General features: G+C 75.0%; 14 protein-coding genes. 6 read left to right on the top strand and 8 right to left on the bottom strand.

Annotated elements, in window-relative coordinates:
- The first annotated feature begins 5 nt into the window (after positions 1–5).
- On the top strand, positions 6–1,415 hold the full coding sequence (locus IE118_RS04415; protein ID WP_189555890.1) for a Cys-Gln thioester bond-forming surface protein: 1,410 nt from the start codon (positions 6–8) through the stop codon (positions 1,413–1,415).
- Here IE118_RS04415 and IE118_RS04410 read toward each other — a convergent pair.
- Entirely contained in the window at positions 1,381–2,253 is an 873-nt protein-coding gene (locus IE118_RS04410) for a cytochrome c oxidase assembly protein (protein WP_189555889.1), read from the bottom strand. The two genes, IE118_RS04415 and IE118_RS04410, sit on opposite strands and share 35 nt — an antisense overlap.
- On the bottom strand, positions 2,250–2,744 hold the full coding sequence (locus tag IE118_RS04405; protein WP_189555888.1) for a DUF2243 domain-containing protein: 495 nt from the start codon (positions 2,742–2,744) through the stop codon (positions 2,250–2,252). The genes IE118_RS04410 and IE118_RS04405 overlap by 4 nt, the downstream gene beginning before the upstream one ends.
- A 166-nt stretch (positions 2,745–2,910) precedes the next feature.
- Here IE118_RS04405 and IE118_RS04400 point away from each other — a divergent pair, with 166 nt between their 5' ends.
- The 4 genes from IE118_RS04400 (at position 2,911) to IE118_RS04385 (ending at position 6,483) form a co-directional block, all read left to right on the top strand.
- Positions 2,911–3,552, top strand: a complete 642-nt coding sequence (locus tag IE118_RS04400) for a GNAT family N-acetyltransferase (RefSeq protein ID WP_229846654.1) — start codon at positions 2,911–2,913, stop codon at positions 3,550–3,552.
- Positions 3,553–3,729: 177 nt separating this feature from the next.
- Positions 3,730–5,394 carry an energy-dependent translational throttle protein EttA gene (gene ettA / locus IE118_RS04395; RefSeq protein ID WP_189555886.1) on the top strand — a complete coding sequence of 555 codons (1,665 nt, stop codon included), beginning with the start codon at positions 3,730–3,732 and terminating at the stop codon, positions 5,392–5,394.
- Positions 5,395–5,398: 4 nt separating this feature from the next.
- Positions 5,399–5,821, top strand: coding sequence for an acyl-CoA thioesterase (locus tag IE118_RS04390; RefSeq protein ID WP_189555885.1), 423 nt, complete (start codon positions 5,399–5,401; stop codon positions 5,819–5,821).
- Entirely contained in the window at positions 5,818–6,483 is a 666-nt protein-coding gene (locus IE118_RS04385) for a DUF8185 domain-containing protein (protein WP_189555884.1), read from the top strand. The genes IE118_RS04390 and IE118_RS04385 overlap by 4 nt, the downstream gene beginning before the upstream one ends.
- Before the next feature lie 36 nt (positions 6,484–6,519).
- Here IE118_RS04385 and IE118_RS04380 read toward each other — a convergent pair whose 3' ends face one another.
- From IE118_RS04380 to IE118_RS04365, 4 genes are all read right to left on the bottom strand, one after another.
- Positions 6,520–7,482, bottom strand: coding sequence for an ATP-binding cassette domain-containing protein (locus IE118_RS04380; RefSeq protein ID WP_189555883.1), 963 nt, complete (start codon positions 7,480–7,482; stop codon positions 6,520–6,522).
- Positions 7,483–7,537: 55 nt separating this feature from the next.
- Entirely contained in the window at positions 7,538–10,288 is a 2,751-nt protein-coding gene (locus tag IE118_RS04375; RefSeq protein ID WP_229846653.1) for an ABC transporter permease, read from the bottom strand.
- A gap of 174 nt (positions 10,289–10,462) precedes the next feature.
- Positions 10,463–13,726: an ABC transporter permease gene (locus tag IE118_RS04370; protein WP_229846652.1), complete on the bottom strand. Its 3,264-nt coding sequence runs from the start codon at positions 13,724–13,726 to the stop codon at positions 10,463–10,465.
- 174 nt (positions 13,727–13,900) lie between these two features.
- Positions 13,901–14,314, bottom strand: a complete 414-nt coding sequence (locus IE118_RS04365; RefSeq protein WP_189555882.1) for a globin — start codon at positions 14,312–14,314, stop codon at positions 13,901–13,903.
- A gap of 49 nt (positions 14,315–14,363) precedes the next feature.
- On the opposite strand from IE118_RS04365, the gene IE118_RS04360 reads away from it, so the two are divergent.
- The gene (locus tag IE118_RS04360) at positions 14,364–15,350 is read left to right on the top strand and encodes a methyltransferase domain-containing protein (protein WP_189555881.1); all 987 of its coding nucleotides are present in this window, start codon (positions 14,364–14,366) and stop codon (positions 15,348–15,350) included.
- Positions 15,351–15,367: 17 nt separating this feature from the next.
- Here the strand turns inward: IE118_RS04360 and IE118_RS04355 are convergent, their stop codons facing one another.
- Positions 15,368–16,684, bottom strand: coding sequence for an FHA domain-containing protein (locus tag IE118_RS04355; protein ID WP_189555880.1), 1,317 nt, complete (start codon positions 16,682–16,684; stop codon positions 15,368–15,370).
- Between the two features lie 81 nt (positions 16,685–16,765).
- On the bottom strand, positions 16,766–18,112 hold the full coding sequence (locus IE118_RS04350; RefSeq protein ID WP_189555879.1) for a vWA domain-containing protein: 1,347 nt from the start codon (positions 18,110–18,112) through the stop codon (positions 16,766–16,768).
- Between the last annotated feature and the right edge of the window lie 94 nt (positions 18,113–18,206).

The following is an 18,206-nucleotide window of genomic DNA, read 5'->3' as shown; positions in this document are numbered from 1 at the left end:
ATTAGGTGTCTGTTTCGTTCTCCGCGTGGACCTCGCGCGGACGTGGGTCGGCCCGCCTCGCCGCGGGGACGCTGGTGTCCGCACTGGTCGCCGCCACCGTGCTGGCCGGTGCCGGAACGGCGGCCGCCGACGCCGACGGAACAGCGCCGGGACACAGCGGGGCCGCGGCGACCATAGGCGGACTCAAGACGTACGGCTCCGCCGTCATACGCGGCGCCTCCGGCGACACCCAGGTGTCGGCGGGGCTGTTCGAGATGTCCGTCGAGGGCGGCGGCACCCTGCACACGTACTGCGTCGACGTGCAGACCCCGACCCAGCAGGACGCCAAGTACCACGAGACCGCCTGGAGCGGCACGTCGCTGGGCGTCAACGAGGACGCCGGCCGGATCCGCTGGATCCTGCGGAACTCCTACCCGCAGGTGAACGACCTCGCGGCGCTGGCGAAGAAGGCCGGCATCCGGGGCCGGCTCACCGAACAGGACGCCGCGGCCGGCACCCAGGTGGCCATCTGGCGTTACTCCGACGACGTGGACGTGGACGCCGTCGACCCCCAGGCCGAGCAACTCGCCGACTACCTCCAGAAGAAGGCCCGCGACCAGCAGGAGCCCAGGGCATCCCTGACCCTCGACCCGCCGGCCGTCTCCGGCCGGCCGGGCGAGCGCATCGGCCCGGTGACGGTCCGCACCGACGCCCGCAGCGTGACGGTCTCCCCGCCGGCGGACGCGGCCACGACCGGCGTGCGGATCGTGGACGCGAACGGCAAGCCGGTCACCACCGCCACCGACGGCGGCCGGATCTTCTTCGAGGTGCCCGAGGACGAGGCGGCGGGCAGCGTCGCGCTCACCGTCCAGGCCTCCACGACGGTGCCGGTAGGCCGCGCCTTCGTCTCCGAGAGCCGCAGCCAGACACAGATCCTGGCCGGCTCCAGCGAGTCGACCGTCTCCGCGACCGCGAGCGCCACCTGGGCGCAGGACGGCGCCACTCCCGCCGTGTCGGCCCGCGAGAACTGCGCCAAGGGCGGCGTGGACGTCACCGTCACCCACCGCGGCGACGCCCCGTTCACCTTCTCCCTGGCCGGTACGGAACACACGGTCACGGCGGGTAAATCCACCACGGTGACGGTGCCGCTCAACGAGGACCAGCCGTACGACTTCACGCTCGAAGGGCCGCCCGGCTTCGAGCAGCGCTTCACCGGCATGCTCGACTGCCGCACCCGCGCCGCCGAGGCGGGCACCACCACCCAGACCCTCACCGCTCCCAGCCCCCTGGTGAGCCCTCCCGCCGACACCGACCTGGCCGCGACCGGCGCCTCCAGTGCCACTCCCTGGATCACCGGTACCGCGATCGCCCTGGTCGTCATCGGCGGAGCGGGCCTGGTCATCACCCGCCAGAGGCAGACCACTTCCGAGGAGTGAGCCCGGGCCGGCCGTCGCCGCCGGCTCCGGCGCCTCCGGGGTGCGGAAGGAGCCGGTCCCTGCGGTACGCGCGCCCGGTGGCGGCGTACCACTGGGCGGCGAGGACGGTGGCGAGGGCGATCTCCACGAGGTCGCCGCCGTAGTACATCAGCTGGGACGCGGTGTGCAGGTCGCCGTCGGTGAAGGTCGTGCCGGGCGGGGGCGTCGCGTAGAGGCTCTTGGCGAGAACGGCGTGCGCCCACCCGGCGGCCAGCAGGGTCGTGCCGCGCCAGGCGAGGCCCCAGCGGCGGCGCACCGGATCCAGCTGGCAGACGGTGAAGGTGAACAGCAGCCCGGCGGCGAGCACATGACCCCGGATCACGGCGTCGAGCAGCGGCCGGCCGTGCCCGGCGGCCAGCAGACCGGTGCGGTGGAGCAGCCACAGGCCGCCGATGTCCAGGAGAGCGGCCAGGGGCGGGAAGAGCAGCCAGGCCACGGGCCGCGAGTGCGCCACGGTCAGCAGACCCCGGCGGACCGGGCCGGGCGGCAGGACGCGCAGAGTGAGGGTGAGCGGACGGGCGAGGACCAGCAGCAGGGGAGCGGCCATCGCGACCACCAGGTGCTGGACCATGTGAGCGGTGAACGGCCCGCCGGGCAGGGAAGCGATGAGCGCGTACCCGAGAACGACGGCCCCGGCGGTGAAGGAAGCGTCCCGGTGACGGGGCCAGGCGTCACCGCGGCGGCGCAGCCGGGTGGCGGCCGCAAGGTAGGCGAGCGCGGCCGTCAGGACGAGGGCGGCGACGGCCGGACCGAAGAGGCCGGTGCCGGTGTGCCCGGGGTGGACGGCCGTGAGGGTCATGAACCGGCCGGCCGTGTCCCGGCGAGGCGCCCGGCACGCACGGTCAGGGCGATGCCGGCGAGCAGCAGGACCAGGCCGGCGATGTTCCAGGCCCAGTCGTAGGGGGTGACGTCGACGCCGTAGCGGATCTGGTGCAGGCGCAGCAGCTTGTGGTCGACGATCCCGTCGAAGAGCTGGAAGGCGCCCAGACCGAGGAAGAGCCCCGCCCGGGCGTGGGCGGGAGCGAGGGCGTGACGTCGGCGCAGATCGGCGAAGAGGAAGAACCCGGCGACCAGGGCGATGAGTTCGGCGGTGTGCAGCAGGCCGTCGGAAAGCAGGCCGATGCCGGGGGTGGAGCGGTCGTAGAAGTGGTGCCAGTGCAGGATCTGGTGGAAGACGATCTCGTCGACGGCGGCCATCACGGCCGCACCGATCAGCGCGCCCACGGCCAGTGACCGCCCCGGTTCCACGCGGTCGGCGGTGCGGTCGGGCGTGGCCGGTTCGCTGCTCATCGCGCGGGTCTCCTGACGGACGGGGGACGTACGGGTGTGCCACGTGTACCCGGCACGCCCCTCGCATCCCCCGCTCGGACCGCATCCGGGTGAACACCGAGCACGGGCGGTAATGGGTATAGTCGGTTCACGACCATTACTCATGTGCGGGGGTGTTCCGCTGTCCATGAACCCGGCCGAGGCCGTACGAGCGTGGGTCTCCGGCTGGTCCCTCTCGCGCGGCACGGCGGAACCCGTCCTCACCACCTGGGGGTTCACCATCGACGTCGGACTGCCCGGGCACGTCGCACGCCACGTGCTGACCGCCGCCGACGAAGCGGCCGTCCGCAAGATCACCGAAAGCACCACCGCGCCCGGCGTCTGGCTGAAGGCGCCCGTGGCCCCGGAGGTGCTCGAGCCCTGGCTCGGGCTCGGATGGTCCCTCGCCGGCGGGCCGGGCTTCCTGATGTCCGCGCCCCTGGACGCCGCCCGCTCGCAGGCCCCGCCCGAGGCGGCCGGCGGCTACCGGTTGCGCAGGTGGACCCGGGCCGGTGTCACCCGCGTCCTCGTGCGCACCGTCGACGGCGCCTTCGCCGCGCGCGGGCAGATCGCCGTCGCCGGCCCCACCGCGGTCGTCGACCAGGTCGAGACCGACCCGGCCCACCGGCGCCGTGGACTGGGCCGCCTCGTGATGCGCACCCTCGCCGAAGCCGCCGCGAGCCAGGGCGCGACGGAGGGCACCCTGGTCGCGACCCCGGAGGGCCGGATCCTGTACGAGACAACGGGCTGGCGCACCCTGACCCCGCTGACCGGCGCCGTGCGCGACTGAGACCTGGCCGTCCGTCGCGGCCCGGGCCGTCGTGGCCCCGGCGCGGGGCGTGGAGGGCGTGGGGGAAAGCGCAGGTCAGGGGCGCTCGGTCTGACGGGTTTCCCCCAAGGGGTGGCGGTCGGGCAAGATGGGCTGTATCTGCCCACTGCCAGATTTCAAGCTGCCGGACGGTTTCTCTTGGCTGAGTACATTTACACCATGCGCAAGGCGCGCAAAGCGCACGGCGACAAGGTGATCCTCGATGACGTCACCCTGAGCTTCCTGCCCGGGGCGAAGATCGGCGTCGTCGGTCCGAACGGCGCTGGTAAGTCGACGGTCCTCAAGATCATGGCGGGGCTCGAGCAGCCGTCGAACGGTGACGCGTTCCTCACCCCCGGTTACACCGTGGGCATCCTGCTGCAGGAGCCCCCGCTGAACGAGGACAAGACCGTCCTGGAGAACGTGCAGGAGGGCGTCGCCGAGGTCAAGGGCAAGCTCGACCGATTCAACGAGATCGCCGAGCAGATGGCGACCGAGTACACCGACGAGCTCATGGACGAGATGGGCAAGCTGCAGGAGCAGCTCGACCACGCCAACGCCTGGGACCTCGACGCGCAGCTCGAGCAGGCCATGGACGCCCTGGGCTGCCCGCCCGGCGACTGGCCGGTGGCCAACCTCTCCGGTGGCGAGAAGCGCCGGGTGGCGCTGTGCAAGCTGCTGCTGGAGGCCCCCGACCTGCTGCTGCTCGACGAGCCCACCAACCACCTGGACGCCGAGTCGGTGAACTGGCTGGAGCAGCACCTCGCCAAGTACGAGGGCACCGTCGTCGCCGTCACCCACGACCGGTACTTCCTGGACAACGTCGCCGGGTGGATCTGCGAGGTCGACCGCGGCCGGCTGCACGGCTACGAGGGCAACTACTCCAAGTACCTGGAGACCAAGGCCACCCGCCTCAAGGTCGAGGGTGCCAAGGACGCCAAGCGGCAGAAGCGCCTCAAGGACGAGCTCGAGTGGGTGCGCTCCAACGCCAAGGGGCGGCAGGCCAAGTCCAAGGCGCGTCTGGCCCGGTACGAGGAGATGGCCGCCGAGGCCGACAAGATGCGGAAGCTGGACTTCGAGGAGATCCAGATCCCGCCGGGTCCGCGTCTGGGCAGCGTGGTCGTCGAGGTCAGCAACCTGACCAAGGGCTTCGGGGACAAGCTCCTCATCGACGACCTCAGCTTCACGCTGCCGCGCAACGGCATCGTCGGCATCATCGGCCCCAACGGCGCGGGCAAGACCACGCTGTTCAAGATGATCCAGGGCATCGAGGAGCCCGACTCCGGTTCCATCAAGGTCGGCGAGACCGTCAAGATCTCCTACGTCGACCAGAGCCGCGAGAACATCGACCCGAAGAAGACGCTGTGGGCGGTCGTCTCCGACGAGCTCGACTACATCAACGTCGGCCAGGTCGAGATGCCCTCGCGGGCGTACGTCTCCGCGTTCGGGTTCAAGGGCCCGGACCAGCAGAAGCCGGCCGGGGTGCTCTCCGGCGGTGAGCGCAACCGTCTGAACCTCGCGCTCACCCTGAAGCAGGGCGGCAACCTGCTGCTCCTCGACGAGCCGACCAACGACCTCGACGTCGAGACCCTCTCCAGCCTGGAGAACGCGCTGCTGGAGTTCCCCGGCTGCGCCGTGGTCGTCTCCCACGACCGGTGGTTCCTGGACCGCGTCGCCACGCACATCCTCGCCTACGAGGGTGACTCCAAGTGGTTCTGGTTCGAGGGCAACTTCGAGTCGTACGAGAAGAACAAGGTCGAGCGGCTCGGCCCGGACGCCGCGCGTCCGCACCGTGCCACCTACAAGAAGCTGACCCGGGGCTGATCTCTTGCGGCACATCTACCGCTGCCCGCTGCGCTGGGCGGACATGGACGCGTACGGCCACGTCAACAACGTGGTGTTCCTCCGCTACCTGGAGGAAGCCCGTATCGACTTCCTGTTCCGCCCGGAGAAGGACTTCCAGCAGGGGTCCGTGGTGGCACGCCACGAGATCGACTACAAGCGGCAGCTCGTCCACCGGCACCACCCGGTCGACATCGAGCTGTGGGTCACCGAGATCAGGGCGGCGTCCTTCACCCTCACCTACGAGGTGAAGGACGACGACCTCGTCTACGTCCGCGCGTCGACGGTGATCGTGCCGTTCGACTTCGAGGCGCAGCGCCCGCGCCGGCTCACCGGTGAGGAGCGCGCCTTCCTGAAGGAGTACACGGACGACCCCGCCGGGGCGCAGGAGGAGGCCGTCGCCGCATGACGGTGCTCCACCTCGCCGACGAGGGGGAGGCCGCGGACCTCGCGGCCTTCCTCTCCCGGCTGCTGCACTACGACCGCTCCGCCGCGGTGCGGCTGCAGGCGGCGGGCACGGCGCTGGCCGTCTTCGGCCGGCCGCCCTCCTTCGAGGTGCTCACCATCCGCGCCGTGCGGCTCGCGAAGCCGTACGAGAACGGGCTCGACGTCACGCTCGACGTGACCGTGTCCGCGGGGGAGCTGCTGGAGTCGGTCGACGAGACGGCCGCCACGGCCGCCGTGCCGGGCGCGGTGACCGGGCCGCCGTGGGCCGGCGTGCTGCCGCCGCGCGGCGGCTGGCGGGCCGAGCCCGGACTGCCGGCGCCCGAACGGCTGCGGGCCCTCGTCGCCGCGTCGGTCGCCGAATTCCGCTCCCGCACGGAGGAACTGGAGCCCGGGGCGCGTACCCGGGCCGAACTCGACCGCATCGGGCGGGAGATATGGTCCCGCACGGTCGCGGGAACCGGGCTGCCGGTGCGCGCGGTGCACGCCGCCCAGTCGCTGGGGTTCCTGCGCGGGGCGGATCAGGGGCTGTTCTCCTCGGGGAGCTGGCTCCGGCTGCGCACGCCCTACGGGTCGGTCGCCGTGCGGCGGGCGGGCGTCGGCGCCCTGGGTCTCAGCGTGCGCTGAACCGCGCGTGCGCCCGCCCGCACCGGGTGCGTGCGCTCACGCCGGTTCGCTGTCGTCCGGGCGGACGGCGATGTGGTCCGGTTCCAGCTCCAGCGCCACCCGGTCGCGCATGCCGAGGGCGCGGGTGTACTCGGCGGGCAGCTGGAGGCGGCCCGCCCGGTCCAGCATCGCGTACTCGCGGGCGACCACCCTCTCGTCGCCGGTCGCGGCGTCCACCTCGCTGCGGCGCAGCACCTCGGTGGAGGTGCGCCCGTCACGGATCGCGACCGTGCGGCGCACCTCGCCCGCCACGGCCTGGTCGTGGGTGACGATGACGATCGTCGTGCCGAGCTGTTCGTTCGCCGTGCGGAACGCGGAGAAGATCTGTTCCGCCGTGTGGGAGTCGAGTTCGCCGGTGGGCTCGTCCGCGAGCAGCACCGACGGACCGCCCGCGAGCGCCACGGCGATGGCGACGCGCTGCTGCTGACCCCCGGACATCTCGTGCGGGCGCCGGTCCCGGCAGTCGGCCACCCCCAGCAACTCCAGGAGCTCCAGCGCCCGTTCGGCGCGGGCCCGGCGCGCGGTGCGGGAGCGGCGGCCCGCCAGCTGCATCGGCAGGACGACGTTCTGCGCGGAGGTGAGGTACGGCAGGAGATTGCGGGAGGTCTGCTGCCAGACGAAGCCGACGACCTCGCGCCGGTAGGCCAGACGGTCCTTCGCGGTCATCGCCAGCAGGTCGCGGCCGGCCACGCGGGCCGCCCCGGCGGTCGGGGTGTCCAGACCGGCCAGGATGTTCATCAGGGTGGACTTGCCGCTGCCGGACGCCCCCACCAGCGCCATCAACTCGCCCTCGCGCACCAGCAGGTCGAGCCCCTGGAGCGCCTGCACCTCCACGCCGTCGGCGGTGAACACCCGGACCAGCCGGTCGCAGGTGATGAGCGCGTCGTGGCCGTACGCCGGGCGGTCACGGTCGGCCGTGACGCGGCCGGCGAGGTCGGCCAGGGTCGGGTTCGAGGTCATCGGGGCCCTCCAGCGGGGAGTCGTCGTCGCGGCGGGACAGCGGGCGGTGGCGGGGTCACCGGGCATCGCCCGCCCTCAGCTCCCGCACCGACCCCGCGCGCCCGGACCACCAGGCCTGCGCCGCCGCGATCCCGACGGCCAGGGCGAGCACCGCCAGCGCCGGCACCAGCAGCGACACCGGGTCGGTGCGCAGCACCGCGCGCCCGGCCGGGGACGAGGACGCGGAGACGGCGATGGTCGTCAGGTCGATGCCGGGGGACAGCAGCCGGATGGCGGCCCAGGCGGTGACGGTGCCGCCGGCCGCCGCGAGCAGGGCCTGCGGCAGGGACTCCAGTACGAGCAGCCGGCGGCCCTGGGCCCGGGTGAGACCCATGGTGCGCAGCCGCGCCAGGAGCGCCGCGCGTCCGGGAGCGGCGCGCAGCAGGGTCAGCAGCAGCGCGAGCACGGCGTACCCGGCGCCGGCCGCCACGGCCGCCGCGTAGACGCGCTCGGCGCCGGATTGGAGCGGGGAGTCGGCGTACCGCGCGTGCTCCTCGGCGCGGAGCTGCACCCGGGCGTCGCCGTCCGCCGCCTCGCGCAGCGCGTGCCCGTCCGGGCGGTCGCCGGTCACCAGCAGCGTCGTCGGCCGTGCGGAACCCCCGGGCACACCCGAGCGGTCCACGACCAGGAACTCCTGTCCGGTGACCGCCGGGGTGCGCTCCCGCACCTCGACGATCCGCACGCTGACGAACACGCCGTCGCCCAGCCCCATCCGGAACGGCCGGGTGCCGTAGCGCTCGGCGACCTCGGGTGAGCCGAGGGCGGGCAGGACGCCGGCGTCCGCGGGCGCCACCAGCCGGTCCGCGTCGAACGCGCCGATGTCCGTGTGCCGGGCCAGGGCCGCGTACCCGGCGGGGTCGACGGCGGCCACCGGGACCGCCAGCCTGCCGTCCCGCGGCTGGGCGTACTGGGCGACGGCCACGGCGGTGACGTCCTCGACACCGGGGGCGCGCCGCACCCGCTCGTCGAGGCCGGGCGGCAGCTCCGGCACCCCCTCCAGGCGGGCGTCCGCGCCGACGGAGAGCAGGGCCGCGTCGTCCCGGGCGTCGGCGACACCGGTGAGGACGGAGCCGCCGAACGCGGCGGTGGTCAGCGCGGTCAGCAGGGCGAGCAGCGGCAGGACCGCGGAGCCGGACGCACGGCTCGCGCGGGCCAGCGACAGCGGGCCCACCACGCCCCGCAGCCGCCCGGCCGGGCCTGCCAGCGCGCGCAGCGGCAGCGGGTGGAGGCGCACCAGCACCAGTGCGGCGATCATCCCCACCAGCACCGGTGCCAGGGACACCAGGGCGTCCCCGGAGGCCTCCTCGCCGTCCGACACACCGCGCGTGCGCAGCGCCACGACCGCGCCCACCGCCACGGCGACCAGCGTGAGTTCGGCGACCGTACGGCGCCGTGACGGGCGGGTCGCGGCGACGTCCTCGCGGGCGGCGTGCACGCGTACCGCGCGGTGCGCCGCGACGGCCCGCAGCGGCAGCGCCGCACAGGCGACGACGGCGACGGCGCCCGCGGCGGCCACCGCGTACGCCGGGCGGGCCCCGGGGATCAGGAGCAGGGCGGCCGTCAGTCCCAGTGCGGCGGCGGGCACGGCCACCACCGCCGTCTCCGCCAGCAGGCGGGCGGCCAGGCCGCGCAGGGAGGCGCCGCGGGCGCGCAGCAGGGTGAGCTCGGCACGACGCCGGTCGGCGGCGAGACCGCCCGCCATGAGCAGGACGACCGCCGCGACCGTGCCGGTGCCGAAGGCGGCGACCGCGACCAGCGAACCGATCGCGGTCCGCAGGGCCCCGTACTCGCCGAACACCTCGTCGAGCGCGGTGTCCGCCTCCACGCCGGGCGAGACGGCCGCGCGCGCCTGCTGGAGCAGCGGGCCGGCCTCCAGGGACGCCACGGCCGACGTCAGCCGCGGCAGGTCGTGGGCGGGCAGGGCGGAGGCGTCGGGGGCCAGGTTCCAGTACCGCTCCGGGAGGCCGGTGGCGAGGATCGCCGGGGCGGCGTCCGGGGGCAGCAGCAGCGCGCCGACCCAGTAGACGCTGCGCGCCGGGTCGTCGGGGACGGTCCTCAGGTGCGGACTGCGCAGGACCGGCGACGTGGACCAGTACGCCTCCCGGGGGGCGAGCGGGTCGACGACGCCGGTGACGCGCACCGTGAGCGGGGCACGCCGGGGGCCGGGCACGCGCAGGACCGAGCCCACCGCGATGTTCAGCTTGCCGGCGGTCTCGGCGGTGACGGCCGCCTCGACGGACGGGGCCGTCGCGCCGGTACCGTCCGGGGCCTTCGGCAGCCGGCCCGCGCGCAGCCGGGAGTGCCCGGCCAGGTCGTTCTGGGCGACGAGGTGGAGCTGCGGGGGCAGCGCGGACGGCCGGGCCAGCTCCACCGGGTCCGCGACCGGCACCGGGTCGGTGGTCCGCACGCCGTAGGCGGACTGGTCCCGGTCGAGGGGCAGGGACCGGCCGGCCGGCCCGAGGAGTTCGGTGTACGCGCCGCGCACCGCGTCCCACCGCAGGTCCGCCTCCTGGATCTCCTGCGGGACGAGCATGCCGTCGTCGGTGGCGAACAACTGGACGGTCGTACGGGAGGGCCCGGCCACCTCCAACGCCCGGCGCAGCCCCGCGTCGCCGTACCGGTCCACGGCGAGCGGCAGCGCGGCGGCCAGGCACGCGGTCACCGCGACGAGCACCGCGAACGCCACCGCCGCCCCGGGCGCCGACCGCAGCCGGGTACGCACCCAGCCGGCCACGACCGGCGGCCGCCCCGCACCTCGTACGCTCACGCCGGCCACCTCCCCGCCCGCGCGACGGCAGCGTCGCGGCCACGGACGGGCTCGGAGCCGCCGCGGCCACGGACGGGCACGGCAGCGGCGCGTCCGCGGCCGGCGGACGGTGCGGCGTCGCCGCCGCCGTGCGGGCGCCGGGTGGGGACGCGTGCCGGGGTGCGGCCGGTCATGTCAGTCGCCTCCCCGCTCGCGCAGGGATGTCACCGGGGCCGCCCTGCGCAGCGCCAGGACGGCCGTGATCAGCAGCGGGGCCGCGGCCACGGTGGTCAGCAGGACGGCAACCCGCAGCGCGGGCAGTTGCACCAGGACCTCCGGGACCGGACGGGTCGCCTCCGCGGTCAGCATGATCAGCGGGATGACCGCCCGCGCCAGCACCGTGCCGAGCAGCACACCGACCGCCAGCGCCAGCCCGACCAGCACGCCGTGCTCGACCAGCACCACCCGGGCCAGCCGGCGCCGTGACGCCCCCAGGGCACGCAGCACCGCGAACTCGGCGGACCGCTCGCGCATCGACCCCGCCGCGCTCACCGCGAACCCGACCGCCGCCGGTGCAGCCGCCGCCAGGGCCGCCGCACCGAACGCCGTACCGGGACCGGCGCCGAACGGGTCGTCGCGCAGCTCCGCGGCGATCTCGTCCCGCACCACCACCCGGGACGGATCGAGGTCGGGCCGGGCACGCAGCGCCCCGGCCACCCGTTCCGCGGCACCCGGCGCGGTCGCCAGCCACCACTCGTTCGGCGGCAGGGACTCGTGGCCGCGCGCCGCGAGCACCCGGTTGACGGACCGCAGGTCGACCAGCAGGGAGCCCCCGTCGTCCTTCCCGCCGGCCGCCGGTGTGGACGGCAGCGACCGCACCGCCCGCACGATCCGCACCGGCACCGTGCCCGCGCCGATCCGCACGTCCATCCGCTGCCCGGGACGGGCGCCCGCGGAGTCGAGGTAGCGGTCCGTGGCCACGGCGGTGACCTCGGACGCCGCCGGCTGCGGGACCCGGAGGCCGATCGTGAGCGGCGAGGCCTGCCACACGAGTTCCGGGTCGAAGTAACCGGTGCCGTAGGTGATGGTCGCCGGATCGCCCGGCACCGTACGGGGCGGGGTCGGGTTCGTGTCCGCGTCGGGGTCGGGCACCGCGCCGTCGGCGCGGGCGGACAGCTCCCAGGTGTCCGGCAGCCGCAGGGACCGGTCCCGGCCGCCGCCGTCGGTGGCGGTCAGTGCTCCCAGCGTGAACCGGTGGCGTTCGGCCTGCCCGGGCGGCTGCAGCAAATCCAGCCGGAGCCCGGTCAGGATCAGCTCACCGGGGGGTGCCTCGGCGGCGGCCGCGAGATCGAGGGAGAGGTCGTGCGGCCGCCCGTCGGCGGGCAGGGCGCCGAGGGCGAACGCGTACGGGATGCCCGAGGGGTCCTCCACGGTGGCGGTGACCTCGACCGCGGTCTCCGGGCCCGCGCCCGCCAGCCGCGCCGTCAGCGTCAGGCGGCCGGTGCCCGCCGGCACCCGGACGCCCGCCGTGCCGCCCCCGGGCGCCAGCGGGGCCACCAGCGTGCGCACCGGCACCGGCGCCAGGTCGGGACGCATCAGCAGTGTCTCCGGCGCGTGCGCGGAGTCCAGGGCGAGCACGGTCGCCGTCCGCCCGCCGGACAGCTGCACCGTCGTACGGGCGGCGGGAGCGGCCCGCCGTACGCCGGGGATCGCCGCGTACGCCTCGGTGCGGCCGAAGCCGCCCTCGGCGGCCAGGACCCGCACCCGCGCACCGGCCCGGAAGTCCGCCTGGTCGTCCTGCGACCGCTCCCACGAGGAGCCCTGGCCGATCGCCAGCATGCCCAGCGCCACGGCGAACACCAGCAGCAGCATCGGACCGGCCCCGCGCATCGGCCGGCGGCTGAACTGCCAGCCCGCCAGCGCCCCCGGCAGTCCCCGGCCCGCCGCGGCCCGGCGCTCGGCCAGCCGGGCGGCCGGAGGCAGCAGCCGCAGCGCCAGCACCGTGCCGGCGAGCAGCGCCAGCGCCGGGGCGACCACGAGGAGCGGGTCGACACCGACGTCCTCACCGGTGGCCCCGGACGGCCGGCGGCTCAGCTGCCAGTACGCCACACCGGCCACCGCCAGCAGCCCCAGGTCCGCGCCCGCGCGCACCGCGCCGGGCAGCGGCCCGGCCCGGCCGGCCGTGAAGGACGAGGTCAGCGCCGGCACCGTGACGGCCAGCGCGCAGCCGAGCGCCACCCCCGCCGACACCAGCCACACGGTGCCCTGCCCGGCGACCGAGGCGACGGACGCGTCCAGGCGCAGTCCGATCCGGGCCAGCGCCCCCTGCCCGGCCAGCAGCCGGGTCAGCGGACCCGCCAGCAGCGGGGCGCAGGCCGCCGCGGGCACGGCCAGCAGCAGCGCCTCCAGCGCGGCGAGCCGGGCCACCTGGGCGCGGGAGGCGCCGCGGGCCAGCAACAGCCGGGTCTCGCCGGCGCGTTCGGTGCTCAGCAGGCGGGCGACCAGCAGCAGCGCGCACCCGGCGAGGAGGGTGAGCTGGAGGGTGATGATCAGCAGGGTCGAGCGGGAGACGAGCAGGGAGCGCTCGACCCGGTCCAGCACCGCGGGCAGCTCGGTCGTGGCGGTCGCGGTGCCGCCCAGCGCGTCGGCCTTCGGCAGGGCGGCGGCGCCCCGGCGGGCGGCCTCGCGCAGCGCGTCGGTCCGGTCGGTGGTCACCGTCGAGAAGTCGGCCGTCGCCAGCCATCCGGAGGGTCCGGTGCTGATCCGGTCACCGGTGAACACGGCGGGGTCGGCGAGCAGGGGGCCGTACGTCGTGAAGTGCAGTTCGACGATGCCGCGGCCGCCGAGTTCGTCCAGCCGCCAGTAGGGGGCGGCCGGGTCTGCGGGGCGGTAGACGCCGGTGACGCGGAGGCGCGCCGGGGGGCCGTCGAGGCGGTCGGTGAGGGTGAGGCGGTCCCCCGGTGCCAGGCCGAGGGCGCGGGCGGCCCGCTCGGGCAGGGCGGCCTCGATCTCCGGGCCGGCGGTCCGCGCGGGCAGGCGGCCGGCGGTGACGCGGATCTGCGTGGGGTCGAGGGCCGCGAGGTGGGTGAGGTCGGGCTCGTCACCGCGGGCGCGCCGGTCCGGGGGGCGGAGCGCGCCGGGGAGGGCGTACGGGCCGGAGCGGGTCAGGGTGCGCAGGGTCACCGGCAGACCGTCGAAGGCGGCGCGCGCGCCCTCGCGCACGGCGGTGTCCGCGGCGGCGCGGCGGTCCGCGGGGACCTCGGCCTTGAGCGTGAGGGTGGTGTCGGCGGGGTCACCGGGGTGCGCCAGGGCGTGCCGGAGGGAGGCGTCGCCGATGGTGGTGGAGTAGGCGGTGAGGGTGGCGAGGACTGCCGTGGTCAGCAGGACCGTGAGCAGCGCGGCGGCGAGCAGGGGGCGGTGGGTGCGCGCGCGGGCGAGCACGAGACGTGCCGGACTCACTGCGGCAGTCACTCAACCCCCCGTGGTTGTCCGGACCTGCCGGTGATGCTGTCAGAGGGGGTGAGGGGGAGGTAACCGGGTGGTGCGCGGACTTGACCGGATCGTGATCGGAATGCGGAGGCGCGCGTTCGGAATGTGACCGTGGTGCGGAGGGCGACGCGCGCCGCCGTGTCCTCAGTCCGGGGAGTTGATCATCGAGGCCGCGGCGTAGGTCAGGTACTTCCACAGGGTCTGCTCGTGTTCCTCGGACAGGTCCAGTTCGTCCACGGCGTCCCGCATGTGCTTGAGCCACGCGTCGTGCGCCGCGCGGTCGACCTTGAACGGCACGTGGCGCATGCGCAGCCGCGGGTGGCCGCGGGTCGCGCCGTAGGTGGTGGGGCCGCCCCAGTACTGCATGAGGAACAGGACGAGGCGCTCCTCGGCCGGGCCCAGGTCCTCCTCGGGATACATGGGCCGCAGCAGCGGGTCCTCCGCCACCCCCTGGTAGAAACGGTGGACGAGCCGGCGGAAGGTCTCCTCCCCGCCGACCTGCTCGTAGAAGGTCTGCTCCTGAAGCGTGCCGCGCCGAATCTCTGTCACGCCGTCCATGGTCTCAGACACCACGGCGTAGGACTCAAGGCCTAAGTACGGTGGACCCATGGGCGGCCAGGACCGTGACCGGCTCGACCGGCTCGCCGAGGACGCGCGGGCGGCGCTCGTGCGGGAGATCGGCGCGAGCGGGGCCTTCGGCACCGACCCGGTGTGGCGGGAGGCGTTCGCCGCCGTGCCGCGGCACCTCTTCGTGCCGTACTACTACGTCGGGGTCGTCGGCGGGTACGAACGCCGGTGGGGCGAGCACCCCGACCCCGGCGCCCGCGAACGGTGGCTGCGCGGCGCCTACGAGGACACCCCGCTGGCGACCCGGCTGCGCGACGGCGAACTGCTCTCCTCCAGCAGCCAGCCCTCCCTCATGGCGCTGATGCTGGCCGGTCTCGACGTCCGGGACGGGCAGCGGGTGCTGGAGATCGGCACCGGCAGCGGCTGGAACGCCGCCCTGCTCGCCCACCGGCTCGGCGACGACGACCTGGTCACCACCGTCGACCTCGACCCGGAGATCACCGAGGCGGCCCGCCGGCACCTCGACGCCGCCGGGCACCGCCCGGCCGTCGTCACCGGCGACGGCGCGCGCGGAGTACCGGCGCGCGCCCCCTACGACCGGGTCATCGCGACCTGCGCCCTGCCGTCCGTCCCGCGCGCCTGGCTCGCCCAGTGCCGCCCGGGCGGCCGCATCCTCGCCCCGTTCGCCACCGGCCTGCTCGCGCTCACCGTGCGCGACGCCGGCCACGCCGAGGGGCGTTTCCTGCACACGCCCGCCTACTTCGTGCCGCTGCGCGGCACCGGCCGTGCGCGGCGGGAACCGCCGGACCCGGAGGGGCTGCCGGGCGCGGCCCTGGGCAGTGACGTGTTCCGCTTCCTGCTGGAGCTGACCTCGGGCGCCCTCGACCCGTGGGAGGCGTACGAGGTGTGGGAGAGCGAGGGCAGGCCGCAGCGCGAACGCTACGGCCTGACCGTCTCCGCCGAGGGCGACCGGGCCTGGCTGGACGACCCCGCGGGGCCGTTCGTCTGGCCGGTGCCCTCGTCCTAGCCCCGGTTCGCCGGTGCTCAGCCCCGGCGGATGGTGATCGTCGTCCAGGCGCCCACGTGGACGCGGTCGCCGTCCTGGAGCGGGACCGGGACGAACGGCTGGATCGGCTCGTCCGAGCCGTTGACCGTCGTGCCGTTCGTCGAGTTCTGGTCGACGACCGCCCAGGTGCCGTCCGGCTGCTGCACCAGCACCGCGTGCTGGTGCGAGACGCCCGGGTCCTCCGGCGGGGTGGACAGATCGATGTCGGGGGTGTCGCCGGTGGAGTGCCGGCGGCGGCCGATGGTGATCTGGTTGCCGGTGAGCCGGCGCTGCTGCTCGGGCGAGTACGCGGGCAGGTTGAGCCCGGCGGCCTCGGGGCCGGAGCGGTGCATCATCGCCATGAAGTAGTCGCGGTCCGGGCCGATGGTCGCGGTCCAGGTGGCGGGGCCCTGCGGGCGGCCGGGCTGCTGCGGGTACCCGCCGGGTCCGGGAGGCGCCTGGGTGCCGCCGCCGGGCTGCGGGTAGCCGTAGCCGCCGTGCGCGCCGGGGCCGTTCGGGCCACCGGGACCGCCGGGGCCGCCGGTCGGCGGGGAGATCACCCAGTCGTCGTCACCGCCGCCGAAGGCCGGACCGCCCGGCTGCCGGCGGCCGGTGTCCTGCGGGTACGCCGGCGGGGCAGGCGGCCCGGACTGGAACGCCTGCGGGGCGCCGGGGCCCCCCGGGCCGCCGTGGCCGCCGGGACCGTTCGGGCCGCCGTGACCACCCGGGCCGCCGGGTCCACCATGACCGCCCTGACCGCCCTGACCACCGGGGCCACCGGGCCCGCCGTGGCCGCCGGGGCCGGGCGGGGGCGGTACCGGGCGCGAGGGGTCGCCGCCGAAGCCGGGCGGGCCCGGCGGGATGGGCTCGGCCGGGCGGTTCATCTGGGAGGGACGCGACCCCTGGTAGTCGTAGGAGTCACCGCCGCCGTACGACGGGCCGGGCGGCTGCTGCTGGAAGGGCCCGCCCTGACCCGGGCCGGGGGCCGGCGGACGCGGCGCGGCCGGCGTGTACGAGGTCGCCGTGTTGGTCAGGAAGTTCCACCGGCACTCCTCGCAGAACGGCGCGCCGCCCTCACGCGGCGTGCGGCACTGCGGGCACAGCTCGGCCCGGCCACCGGGACCCCCCGGACCCCCGGGGCCGCCGTAACCGCCGCCGGGGCCTTGCTGGCCGCCGGGCGGCGGGAAGCCGTAGCCGCCGCCACCGGGCGCGGGCGGCGGGGGAGGAGGTGGGGGTACGGCACCCGCCATGCGGTGACCGCACACCTCGCACCAGTCGTCGGATCCCGACTGGTGTCCGTTCGGGCAGGTCGGCATGTCGGCGCTTCCCCCTCTCCTTGTCCGGCCGGTCCGGCCGGATTTCTCCAACCCCGAGGGGTCAGGCTCGATTACTTCCGGTCACTTCTTTACACGAACAGTCTTGGTGGACCGAGTTTCGAGCGTCATCTCGTCGGCCTCCTCGACCTTCGCCTTCAGTCGCACAGTACCGGTCGCGGCGTCGACGACGTCCACCACCTTCGCAAGCAGTTTCGCAGTATCCGCGTTGCCGGACGCACTCGCGAGCTGAACGGCGCGGCCCAGTTTGGCCGTTGCTCCGTCCATTTTCCCCTCTTTGCGAAGGTCCAGCCCTTCTTGGATGACTTCCGCCAGTTCGGCCTGCCCCGTGTAGTGGGCGACCTGGGGGTTGATCGACGTCGAGGCGGCCATGTCGTCGGTCCACACGGCCCGTACGAGACCCTGCGCGCCGAGGTTGCGCACCTCCCCGCCGGGCTGCGGAATGACCAGCGAGACACGGGCCGCCAGCATCTCCCGGCCGATGCCCGCGGGCGGGACCTCCACGCAGACGTGGTAGTCGCGGGACTCGTCTCCCCAGGAACCAAGCGGGTAGTCGCCCGCCCGGGGGCCCGACTCGGAGCGGCGGCCGGTGAGTTCCTCGACCGTCGGCGCGACCTGTTTGACGAACTTCACGGTCGTGCCGACCGGGGTCCACAGCCGCAGCGAGACGTCCGCGACCTCCTTGCCCATCGCCGTCTCCATCATCCGCGTGAAGTCGGCGGCGAGACGGGCCGGGTCGGCGACGATGTCGGCGGTGCCGAGGAGCGCCGAGGCGATGCCTGTGACTTCTTTCACTTCCCAGTCGGTGCCCACTCCGCGGGCGTCACAGGTGAACCGTCCCGCGCAGGCGTCCAGGGCCGCCCGCAGGTCCTCGGGCGACTCGTGCTCGTTGCGTCCGTCGGTGAGCAGGATGCCGTGCCGGATCGCCACGTCCGCCGACGCCAGCAGCCGGTCGGCGAGACCCAGCCAGGTGCCGATCGCCGTCCCGCCGCCCGCGCTCAGCTTCCGCAGCGCCTGCCGGGCCTCCTCGCGGGTGGCGTCGCCGGCGACGGCCAGACCGCCGCCCCCCGGGTACACCTCCTTGGCCACGTGCGTGCCGCCGACGACCGCGAAGTGCACGCCGTCGCGCAGGGTGTCGATCGCGGCGGCCGTCGCGTCCCGGGCGTTGCGCATCTTCGTCGGCGGGTAGTCCATCGAACCCGAGCAGTCGACCATGAGCACCACGGCCGCCGACGGTCCCTCGCCCGGGGAGAAGAGGTGGGGCGCCGTCACCGCGCTGCCGATGGTGCCGCCGCCGGTCGCCGTCACCGTCACGATGGCGTTGACCTCGCGGCCGCCCTCCGGCAGGTACTCGTTCTGGTACACGTCCACCGAGAACTGCGGCACGTTCGATTTCGACAAGATGGCCATGCCTGTTCGATCCCCCTCGGGTGCCCCGGCGGCGCGGGGCGACGACGGATGACGGACCGGTCCCCTCCGGTCCGTCGAGGCTTCCCCGTGGGAG

It is taken from the genome of Streptomyces pilosus, from assembly GCF_014649835.1.
Classification (GTDB): domain Bacteria; phylum Actinomycetota; class Actinomycetes; order Streptomycetales; family Streptomycetaceae; genus Streptomyces; species Streptomyces pilosus.
Note: the sequence above shows the minus strand (reverse complement) of the source record. Positions and strands in the feature narration are given on the sequence as shown.